Source organism: Bacillus sp. JJ1521, assembly GCF_036965165.1.
In the GTDB taxonomy this organism is placed as follows: domain Bacteria; phylum Bacillota; class Bacilli; order Bacillales; family Bacillaceae_L; genus Ferdinandcohnia.
Genome location: NZ_JBALOX010000026.1, coordinates 5502 through 15920, shown reverse-complemented (window position 1 = coordinate 15920; position 10419 = coordinate 5502). Strand labels below are relative to the sequence as shown.

At 36.8% G+C, this 10419-nt stretch carries 13 protein-coding genes; 3 read left to right on the top strand and 10 right to left on the bottom strand.

Annotation, left to right across the window (positions count from 1 at the left end):
* Positions 1-88: 88 nt before the first annotated feature.
* The 3 genes from V7147_RS04960 to V7147_RS04950 all read right to left on the bottom strand — a co-directional run bounded on the left by V7147_RS04960 (position 89) and on the right by V7147_RS04950 (position 3644).
* Positions 89-2269 carry a DNA topoisomerase III gene (locus tag V7147_RS04960; RefSeq protein ID WP_335366756.1) on the bottom strand — a complete coding sequence of 727 codons (2181 nt, stop codon included), beginning with the start codon at positions 2267-2269 and terminating at the stop codon, positions 89-91.
* Between the two features lie 124 nt (positions 2270-2393).
* Positions 2394-2675, bottom strand: a complete 282-nt coding sequence (locus V7147_RS04955; protein WP_335366755.1) for a hypothetical protein — start codon at positions 2673-2675, stop codon at positions 2394-2396.
* A gap of 15 nt (positions 2676-2690) precedes the next feature.
* The gene (locus V7147_RS04950; RefSeq protein WP_335366754.1) at positions 2691-3644 is read right to left on the bottom strand and encodes an HD-GYP domain-containing protein; all 954 of its coding nucleotides are present in this window, start codon (positions 3642-3644) and stop codon (positions 2691-2693) included.
* A gap of 326 nt (positions 3645-3970) precedes the next feature.
* On the opposite strand from V7147_RS04950, the gene cspD reads away from it, so the two are divergent.
* Positions 3971-4171: a cold-shock protein CspD gene (gene cspD / locus V7147_RS04945; protein ID WP_099351608.1), complete on the top strand. Its 201-nt coding sequence runs from the start codon at positions 3971-3973 to the stop codon at positions 4169-4171.
* 74 nt (positions 4172-4245) lie between these two features.
* On the opposite strand, the gene V7147_RS04940 is transcribed toward cspD, so the two are convergent.
* Together V7147_RS04940 and V7147_RS04935 are read right to left on the bottom strand one after the other, a co-directional pair.
* Positions 4246-4422, bottom strand: coding sequence for a zinc-finger domain-containing protein (locus V7147_RS04940; protein ID WP_335366753.1), 177 nt, complete (start codon positions 4420-4422; stop codon positions 4246-4248).
* Between the two features lie 103 nt (positions 4423-4525).
* Positions 4526-5188: a ribonuclease H family protein gene (locus V7147_RS04935; protein WP_335366752.1), complete on the bottom strand. Its 663-nt coding sequence runs from the start codon at positions 5186-5188 to the stop codon at positions 4526-4528.
* 173 nt (positions 5189-5361) lie between these two features.
* Here V7147_RS04935 and V7147_RS04930 point away from each other — a divergent pair, with 173 nt between their 5' ends.
* Positions 5362-5754 (top strand): reverse transcriptase-like protein, encoded by a 393-nt coding sequence (locus V7147_RS04930; protein WP_335366751.1) that lies wholly within the window; start codon positions 5362-5364, stop codon positions 5752-5754.
* A gap of 33 nt (positions 5755-5787) precedes the next feature.
* Here the strand turns inward: V7147_RS04930 and V7147_RS04925 are convergent, their stop codons facing one another.
* Both V7147_RS04925 and V7147_RS04920 read right to left on the bottom strand, forming a co-directional pair.
* Positions 5788-6066: a DUF6123 family protein gene (locus V7147_RS04925; protein ID WP_335366750.1), complete on the bottom strand. Its 279-nt coding sequence runs from the start codon at positions 6064-6066 to the stop codon at positions 5788-5790.
* A gap of 64 nt (positions 6067-6130) precedes the next feature.
* Positions 6131-6592: a divergent PAP2 family protein gene (locus V7147_RS04920; RefSeq protein ID WP_335366749.1), complete on the bottom strand. Its 462-nt coding sequence runs from the start codon at positions 6590-6592 to the stop codon at positions 6131-6133.
* 99 nt (positions 6593-6691) lie between these two features.
* Here V7147_RS04920 and sspL point away from each other — a divergent pair, with 99 nt between their 5' ends.
* Entirely contained in the window at positions 6692-6829 is a 138-nt protein-coding gene (gene sspL / locus V7147_RS04915; RefSeq protein WP_335366748.1) for a small, acid-soluble spore protein L, read from the top strand.
* Between the two features lie 197 nt (positions 6830-7026).
* Here sspL and V7147_RS04910 read toward each other — a convergent pair whose 3' ends face one another.
* The 3 genes from V7147_RS04910 to V7147_RS04900 form a co-directional block, all read right to left on the bottom strand.
* Positions 7027-7890: a 5'-3' exonuclease gene (locus V7147_RS04910; protein WP_335366747.1), complete on the bottom strand. Its 864-nt coding sequence runs from the start codon at positions 7888-7890 to the stop codon at positions 7027-7029.
* Positions 7891-8183: 293 nt separating this feature from the next.
* Positions 8184-8441, bottom strand: coding sequence for a YpbS family protein (locus V7147_RS04905; RefSeq protein ID WP_335366746.1), 258 nt, complete (start codon positions 8439-8441; stop codon positions 8184-8186).
* 199 nt (positions 8442-8640) lie between these two features.
* On the bottom strand, positions 8641-10419 hold a 1779-nt coding region (locus V7147_RS04900), incomplete at its 5' end, for a dynamin family protein (protein WP_335366745.1).

Genomic DNA, 10419 nt, shown 5'->3' with positions numbered 1-10419 from the left:
TCGTGTGGGTCTAAAAAATCTGGGTGCAAATACGCCAGAGCGTATTTGAAAAAGGGAGAAAAGATCTTCTATCTTTTCTCCCTAATGTTTAGGTTCCGTTTGGTACTTTTGCTGGAAACTCAAATTCTATCTTCTGAGTTTGGTCATTCCATTTCAAGTAAGCATCGAAGGTTTTACTGTCTTTTTTAAAGCCTTTGATAAGGTTTGTCTTATTTCCTGAGAGAAGCTTCTCGGCATTTGTTTTCGAAATCGGTTTTCCTAAAATCCTTCCTGATATCGTAAATTGGCAGCCATTTGTTTTATAGTTTGCACAGCCATAAAATTTGCCTTTATTAATCACATTGCCGCCACATTTCTTACAGGTTCCCACGACTGTTCCGATTTCCTTTTTATTATATTTGCTTTTCCCGGAGCTCACATTCTCCACATTCACATTTGAAAGATCCCAAGCCCTACTTTGCTCTTTCGCATCGTCGATGATTTTTTGGGAAAGCTTTTTTGTCTGCATCATAAAGGATGCTGGTGAAGCTTGACCTTGTCCAATTTCATGCAGACGCTGTTCCCATTTTGCTGTCATTTCTGGAGACGCAAGGATTTTATCGCCAATTACATCAATTAAAAGTATTCCTTTTTCCGTTGCAAATACTTGGTTTTTCTCGACCTTAATATAGTTACGGTCTTTTAGCATCGTGATGATGCCAGCACGTGTGGCTTCCGTACCTAGTCCTTCCGTTTTGGCGAGAATTTTTTCAAGTTCATCATTCTCAATATGCTTACCAGCCGTTTTCATGAGTGTAATAAGCTGTCCTTCTGTATAACGCTTCGGTGGCTGAGTTTTGCCTTCTTTTGTATAGCTTTTTTCAACTACACCTGATTCACCTTTTTCAAGTGGAGGCAGGATGACATCATTATCCTTAGAATCTTCTTGAAATAAGACCTTTCTCCACCCTTCCTGAAGCATTATCTTCCCTTTTGTGATGAATTCAGCACGCTTGTCCACCAGGGTTTTAATAGTTGTATAGTTAAATATCGCTGGCTTATAATGTGCCGCAATCAATCGTTTTACTATCAAATCATAGATTTTCTTTTCATCACCTGATAGCTTTGCGGGATTTGGGACTTGCTCGGTTGGAATAATGGCATAGTGATCGGTTACTTTTTTCTCATTCACATATCGAGAATTATTGTAAATGGATGTTATTGGAGTAGGAAAATAAGCTTGGTAGTCTTCAAGTTTTTGAAGCTTAGAAAAAATATCAGGGATGGTCCCTGCCTCCCCTTTTGTAATATAGCTAGAATCGGAACGTGGATAAGAAATAATCCCTTTCGTATAAAGGCCTTGTGCAACGTCTAATGTCTTTTTCGGTGAAAATTTAAAAGCCTTGTTTGCAGTTGCCTGTAGACTTGACAAATTAAATAATAAAGGTGGTTGATATTCCTTCTTTTCGATTTCCGCTTCAGCAATGTCTGCAGGCTTATCCTTACAAAAATCCGCTATTTTCTCTGCCATTTCCTTTGAAGAAACTCTTGACTCGTTATCCTTCATCCATTTTCCTTCATATTGTTTGCCGTTAATTTGGAAGTTCGCAAAAACCTCCCAAAACGGCTCAGATTTAAAATTTGCAATTTCTTTTTCGCGTTTTACAATAAGCGCCAATGTAGGAGTTTGGACTCTTCCTGCGGAAAATACGTCGGAAATTCCTTTTTGCTTTAACAATAACGTGTACACTCTTGAAGCGTTCATACCGACAATCCAATCAGCACATGCACGGGCTTTCGCTTCAAAATAAAGATTTCTAGTGTCCTGCTCTAATAAGAGATTCTGAAATCCTTCCGTCACAGCTTTTTCAGTTAAAGAAGAAATCCATAGTCGCTTCAATGGCTTTGTCACTTTAGCCATCTCAATAATATTTCGTATAATTAATTCCCCTTCACGACCAGCATCACCCGCATGAATGATTTCTGTTACTTCTGGTTTTCGAAGGAGGTTTTTGATGATGGTAAACTGTTTTGATTTTGATTTCATGACCCTATATAAGAAATGATCGGGAATGATCGGGAGAGTTTCAATTTTCCAGCTTTTCCAGGCAGGATTATATTCTTCTGGGGGAATCAACTCACAAATATGGCCAACTGCCCATATAAAATATGCCCCTTTCGGAAATAGTGGACTTGATCCAACCTCAATAAACCCTTGAGATTTCTTACTCCTAAAGGGAGCAGCAAGCTTCATCGCTTGGTCTGGTTTTTCCGCGATTATCACTTTCATATTAATCCTCTTTTCAATTTCACTAATCAACTAATTGTATCAAAATTTACTTAGTTTTAGGAATATAGATTTTGTGGATGATTTCGGAGATAGATTGTAGAATGTTTTTGGGCTAAAAAACCATTCAGGATGGTTTTTTAGCTTCCCTTTTCTCAAGATATATTTGCGTATGTTCGACAAGATTATGGATGGAAATGACCGTTAATTCCCCGTGCTGGACAGTTCCTACAGCAAAGCGACCTTTATCATCCTCCACAATAAACGAGGTTCCATGACCTGCATCCATAATGTTGTCACAAATGGAAATGATCTTATTATACAAATAATCCTTATTGATATTCATATGTTTTGTATGAGAGGTAAACCGGATAAAAATGTCTTTTCCCTTATAATTGTATCTGAACATTTTAGCAGCCCCCATCTAATCGTATAAAACGCGTTCGATTTGAATTGATTTTTGAACAGATAAATCGATAATCGTATTGGATACCTCAACTAATGGATTTAATAAATCATATGGATTGATGTACTTTATGCTTCCTATTTGACCGTCTGTTAGCAATACATGATGACCAATTAATGCATTCATAATTTGCTGTAAAAACGGGACTAATATGGTTGGATCAAGTTTTCCAAACATATCGCCATTCATTTGTTTGATGACTTGATAGAAAGGTGTTGCATCGTGATAGACACGATTTGATGACATGGCATGAAAAACATCTGCAATAGCGACTATTTTGGACAAATAACTGATTTTGGACCCCTGTAAACCAAAGGGATATCCTTTCCCATCCTCCCTTTCATGATGCTGAAGCGCAACGAGGGCGATTTCATGATTAATGCCATCTGTGTTTTTTAAAATTTCATAGCCATAAATCGTATGCTTCTTTACAATTTCATATTCAGTTTTTGTTAACTTACCTGGTTTATTTAAGATTTCTGTGGGGATTTTTGTTTTACCAATGTCATGCAAGGTCGCTGCAATAGTGAGTTCTGATAATTCCTCATCAGACAATGAAAGCCATTTGCCAATTAACGTCGCAATTACACCCACACCAATATTATGTCGATATGTATAATCATCTGCAGACTGAAGCTGATAAAACAAATGAAAAAATTGCGGAATTTCAGACGCATTTTGAATAATTGGAATAACCGTTTGCTTAATCTCGGCAAGCGGCAACTTCGTATGTTGTTTTACAAAATAAAAAATATCTTCTACCTTGTCAATTGCATCCTCTAGTTTCTCCGTAATGATTGATACAGGTGGTTTACTTGAATGTCCACCGATGTAATCGCTATCAAAATCATCGATAATTCTATCAAGTTCATCAGGCTGAAACACAGTGATTTTCGTATGATCATTGTTCATTTTGTAATAACTCCCCACTAACGCCTTGTTTCTACTATTATATCAAAAAATGGAATTTCCACAATAATTTTTTGAATATACAAAAATATTGTTCTATTATTGTAACCGCATTAATATTTCCCGCAGCTTTTTTCCAAGAATACGTAAAAAACCCTTTATTCCCTTGACTTTACACGATTTAGGTTGTATATTAAAAGCATCATTTAGCTAGTAGATTAGTATTTTTTTTATAATATTTTTTATTTTTAAAAATACATAAATAATTAGCTATCTGATAAAAATTTTCACGTTGCACGGTTGTGCCGAAGGTTTAGGAGGAAAGCATAATGCAAAACGGTAAAGTAAAATGGTTTAACAACGAAAAAGGTTTTGGCTTCATCGAAGTAGAAGGTGGAGACGATGTTTTCGTACACTTCACAGCTATTCAAGGTGATGGTTACAAATCTTTAGAAGAAGGTCAAGAAGTTTCTTTCGAAGTCGTTGAAGGTAATCGTGGACCTCAAGCTGCTAACGTTGTAAAGCTATAATTCTTACATTTTATTGTAAAAATGTGAAACCAAGGCTGATTTTTATCAGCCTTTTTTGCCGCTCCTTCACTTGATTATGACAATTTTTCCCCATACTTCTTAAGCTTTTGACCTACTGTACAATTTTTAATACAAAAGTTTTGGGCATATCGCTTTCCATATTCCTTCCGAAAATGTTCTTTTACGAAACAATCTTCGCAATAAGTGTCAAGCATTTCACCAACTTCCAAAATAAGTTCCTTACGTTTCATAAAAAAATCAACTCCTATTTTAATCGGTTTCACGTTCTCCACTGTACAAGCACCCATCCCTGACAGTTTTCACCTATTTAATGAGTATGACAAATAGGCTTAATTACTTACCTTTTATTTCAATTTTACTGGAAACGAGCGTCCCTTCCAGCGCTTGTGTAGCTAGTTTATCTGCTTCCGAATTTTGTTTACGTCCAATTGGATCGTAGCTTGGATGAATGCCCATTTTTTGAATTTTCTCTTCAATTCGATCCAACCATCTATTGAGGTTTTCCTCGAAGCATGGCCATTCTCCTGAAAGCTGTTTTAATACAACATTGGAATCCCCTTTAAAAGTCACTGTGGAATGTTGTACGCCTAATTCCTCTAATGTATTTAACATCAACCAAAATGCTGCATACTCCGCTTCATTATTTGATTCCATCTCTTCAAACACTTCATTAACTCTGACCCGATATGGTTTTTTATTTTGTGTATAATAAATGGCAACGCCTAAACCGGCCTTACCTGATTGTATGTCATATCCCCCATCAAAATAAGCGATAATATCCTGAGGTTCAGTTTCGATTTCTTTTATCAGCTTGATGAGTTCTTTTTTTGTCCATTTTGTTTGGCGTTCATCGTAAAAAACAAGTTCCTTCGTCCGACCTGTTCTCTCAAAGTCCTCTGCTAATCGTAATGCGTCTTCAGCAGAAACTTCATCAGACATCAAGGTGATGACTTGATTTTTTGGTGTTTTATATGTCCATTCTAGCTTAAGTTTCATCACGCTCATCCTCTCTAATGGAACGTATCTTCATTTTTCCTAATTTTTAACTCATTATACACTCTTCCCATTTGGATACGTACTCCCCTTTTTCTTAAAGAACGTTTTTTCTTCACTCTATTACAGATTTAGTGATAAAATGCATTATAACCAATATGTGTGGAGGCCATTAGATGATTGAAGTGTATATTGACGGTGCAAGCGCTGGAGATCCAGGTCTATCGGGTGCTGGCGTTTTTATTAAAGGAAACGGTATTGTCGAAAAACATTCGATTCCGCTTGGTATTATGACGAACCACGAAGCTGAATATTACGCTCTACTTAAAGGACTCGAAATTTGTGTGAAAAACGACTACAGGATCGTTTCCTTTCGAACAGATTCACAGCTTGTGGACCGTGCTATTGCAAAGGAATATGTTAAAAATAAAAAATTCGCACCCTTGCTCGATAATGCTTTGCAGCTGTCTAAAAAATTGGATCTCTTTTTCTTAAAATGGATCCCAAGTACTCAAAATAAAGTGGCTGATGAATTAGCAAGACAAGGTATCCGTAAAAACGTAATGTAAAGGAAACCCTTGGACTAGACAGGTCCAAGGGTTTTATGTCATTATATTTCGCTCCTCTACAAATTGAAGGGCTTGCTTTCTACTTTGAATTTTATTTTCCTTAAGCATTTCTAATAATGAAACGAAAAAGCTGCCATCAAATTCCTTCTGTGCCTTTAATGTAATTTCGATTGCAACAATGACAATTTCGTCCGTGGTCGCCGTATAATGCTGGCCAAATGAAATGAAACCAACTGCATCCTCCCCAAGATTAAAGCCTTTTTGGGCTAAAAACTGCAGATACTCGTTTACCTGATTTTCTAATTTAAACAATTGTCCCCATCCCTCTAAAAAATACAGTTTCTACCCTAATAGTACCGCATTTTTTGTCGAAATTCTACGACTTTTTTGTTAACAAATGGGCTAATGTTCCTGTAATCATACCAAAAAGAGCACCACCAAGTACTTCTTCTGGCTGATGACCGAGTCTTTCTTTTAACTTTTTTTCTTTATGATCATGGTAATGATGGTCCTTTTGTCCTGCTAATCGTTCTATTTCTTCATCAAGTTCATTTACTTTGATGGTCAGTTCCCCTGATTGACGACGAATTCCTTGTGCATCATACATGACAATTAATCCAAATATGGTAGACAGCGCAAAATCAATAGTTGGAATCCCTCTTTTTAACGCAATAAAGGTTGCTAGTGACGAAACACCTGCTGAGTGAGAGCTTGGCATTCCACCTGTTTCAAAAAAGGTGCCCCACTCCCATTTCCCTGTTTTTACTTTTTTTAGTGGAATTTTTAAAAATTGAGCAAGTCCAATTGTCAGTAATGCGGTATAGATCCCTTTGTTCACGATTCTCACCTCATGATTAGTTTCCAGTATCGCCTCATTTTCTATTCAAGACATAATCCAAATTAGGATGGAAATAATACGAAATGGAGGTGACATGTCATGGCAAATAAAGCAAACAACCGCGGGAAAGCAGCAAAAGGCGTGAATCCACAAGGCTATAATGAAAATACAGAATTTGGAATGGAACCAAAAAGCGAGCTTGAAAACAGAGCAAAGAAAAAGAATACGAAGATATAAGGTTGGTTTGGGTGTCCCGTTGGAAGTAACCGCGGGGCATCTTTATTTCTAGTTGGAAATTTAGTTAATGATAGTATTTTGAGATTAGTGACAGTATTTCGAGAATAGTGGCAGTATTTCCTAATTAATAACAGTATTTTTGTTGCAAACGCGCAAATTGTTTAAATCTAAAAAAGAGCACTCATCCGAGTACTCTGTTAACTGATAAATTGATCCAAGCCTTTAAATTCAAGCTCAGTAAATTTTTCATGCACTTTTTCACGATCAATTTGGATTAAAGCTTCATCAAGTGAGCAGTTAATTGGCACTTCACAATGAATTCTCGCCAATTTTCGAGATAAATGCAGCATGTCCAAATCTTCTTTAATCTTAGTCTTTTGACCTGTTGTTAAATTCTCCACATTTTCAAGAATACCTTCGATCGAATTAAACTGCTGAAGAAGTTTCAAAGCAGTTTTCTCACCAATTCCACGAACACCAGGATAATTATCACTTGTATCACCCATTAAAGCTTTAAGATCAACCATTTGCTGAGGATGAATCCCTTTTTCTTCTAAAAAGCTGTCACTCGTGTACTCTGCGTAGTTTCCAATTCCTTTTTTCATAATGAGAACCGTAATATTCTCATCAAGTAACTGCAGAATGTCTTGGTCGCCCGTCAGGATTATCACTTCAGAGTCTTGACTATATTGTCTAGCAAGTGTTCCGATACAATCATCTGCTTCATAACCAGTTAGTCCTACGTTTGGAATATCGAAGGATTCGACTACGTCTTTTACAAGATCAAATTGTGGAATTAATTCTTCCGGTGGTGCACCACGATTTGCTTTATAACCGTCATACATTTCTGTACGGAATGTAGAACTCCCCATATCCCAGCAGCAAATTACATGTGAAGGCTTGTACTTATTGACCGCGGTCATCATATGCTTTACGAATCCGTGAATCCCATTTGTCGGAATCCCTTTACTATTTACCATAAAATAACCGCTCATTGCCGTTGCATAGAAAGAGCGGAACAATAATGCCATGCCATCTATTAGCATAATTTGATTTTTCATCAGCAAGTCCTCCCTGTTACAAAATCCTCATAAAGAGAATTATACCATATATTCATCATGCAATTGTTTGTATCTTCCTTCCAAGAAATGAAAAAGCCCTCTATAAGTAGAGGACTTACTGCTAATTACTCTTCATTTTTTCTGCTTCTACTTCAGCATAGGAAGGAAATTTACGTGGTGTTGTTGCATTCCCTTCCTGCGCTTTTTTCTTTGGTGTAGTTGATCTATCCTTTTTCACATGCATGTCTCCTTCATCAGAGATTTACGGTAAGTATTCGCCTAACCTGCATGTTCTATTTGCGGAATGCATATTCCTTTACCATATCAACTGTGACTAGCTTACGTAATGGAACGATACCTTTTTTGGCAAGCTTATTTATTTCATTTGTTACTTGATTGATTTTAGCAACAGTGAATTCCTGGTTTTGCTTCGCTAAAGAAACTGCCTCGTCAATATAAAATTCTCGTTGTTGCTCCAGTCCCACGAATGTTTTTACAATTTCGTGCTGTGTATTTGAATGTTTTGTGATTGCTTCATGGACGTTAGTCATTTTTTCTCCTCCGATGTTTCCTTTTCTAGTAGCTTTACAATATGGGGTTTTGGCTCCCAGCAATTAAATCGATATTCTGGTTTTGTATCATAGCTTAGGCGTGCACACCTGTATGTCATTTTACCATCTTTGCGTTCAGCAACAAAATTCACACAGGTTGCACATGCATGATACTTTAAGTTTATGTGGGTCAATAAGGTCACCCCATGTGCTCGTTATTATAACCTTTTAACGTATCATGGACTTGTTCTAAACTTTCAATATCAATGTCTTCAGATAAGATCTTCGTTACCCCGTCGAAATACTCATGAATTTCCTTCAATGCATTTTCTTGAAGTCTTTGTAGCCCCTTATTGAATTCTTGTCTATAAAAGACGAGCAGATTCGCTTTATTATCTTCAAGAAATGAACTTATCGGTGCATCCAACAATATTTCAAGCTCATCCTGCATTTGCTTTTTCTCATTTCTCTCGAAAAATGATTTTGGATTTTTAAACAACCCAAGTGCCTTTTTATAACGGGTGAGTTCTTCATTTATAAGACCATTAGTAAATTCAATCGATTGGAAATCTAGTTCAAAGGATACCGAAATACTCATATTTTGATTGATCGATTTTATTTCTTCATTAAAACTAGTGAGCTGGCTCTGGAGTCGCTTTGATATATAACTTTCAATGCGCAATGAAGTAGCACGCATTTCTTGGGCTAAATCAAAACCGACTGATTCCAAGAATTCAACTAAACATGACGTTAGTGCTTTTTTCAAATCCCGTCCATCATCTCTCAGCGATGACGGATTAAAGGCTTCCTTAAACATATCTGATACACGTAGGAAAACCCTTTGTTTAATATAAAAAGTGAGTTCCTTAATTTCCTGCTCGACGATCCCGAATGCAGACTCGTCATCAACATTCGATATGATTGACTTCATTTTGGAATGCTGCTTTTTCGCTTCCTCAAGCTTAGAATGCTTAATGTCCTTATCTTCTTTTGCAGACTGAATATAAGAATCGATAATTGCTGCAGCACGCTGAATATCAACATATCCTTCATTCACTGCTACCGCTGTTAATTCATCAATGACAAATGAATGAAAATCTGTTTCAAATCGTTCAATACCCGAAGTTTGAAGAATACCAAGATCCTTTTCACTGACTTCATTAAGCTTTTCGAGTAAAGCGGCTCGACTTGATACAGAATATAGTCGTGGAAAACGAATCCCGTAACTAACAAGCTGTGAGTCTACATATTCTTTTACATCTTCCAATTCTTCGGTCGTATTCGCCAGATCCGCAGCATTTATAACGAAGAACATTTTATCCATACTGAAGGTGTCTTTCACACGACCAAGTTGAATCAAAAACTCACGGTCCGCTTTTGAAAAGGCGTGATTGTAGTATGTCACAAACAAAATGGCATCAGCATTTTTGATATATTCAAATGCTACCCCGGTATGGCGGGCGTTAATTGAATCAGCCCCTGGTGTGTCTACCAAAGTAATGCCTTGTTGGGTTAATGGGCAATCGTAATAGAGCTCAATCCATTCCACAAAGCATGCTTTCTCTTCCTTCGCAACATATTCATTAAAGCCGTCCATATCTGTTGTTAAAATTTGATCCAAATTAGCGGAAATGTTTTCAAAACCAGCTACTACCGCTTTTAAGAATGAAAAATGTGGTTTCTCTTTCGCCTCAATTTTTTCGATATTGCTAATTTTTGAGTTTATAATCTCTAAACTTTCCTTAAGATTTCCAGCTTGTTCACCAAAAATGTGTAAGGAGTGGTTGATATCATCTAATAATTGATTTGTTGACTTAATTTTTACTAGAACAGTCCCATGTTTATGCTTATCAGTTGGAAAGGTAATTTTGTTAATTGTTGCTGTCGTTGGATTTGGTGAAACTGGTAGTGCATGTTTCCCCATTAATGCATTCGCAAACGACGACTTCCCAGCACTAAACGCACCAAATAATGCTAC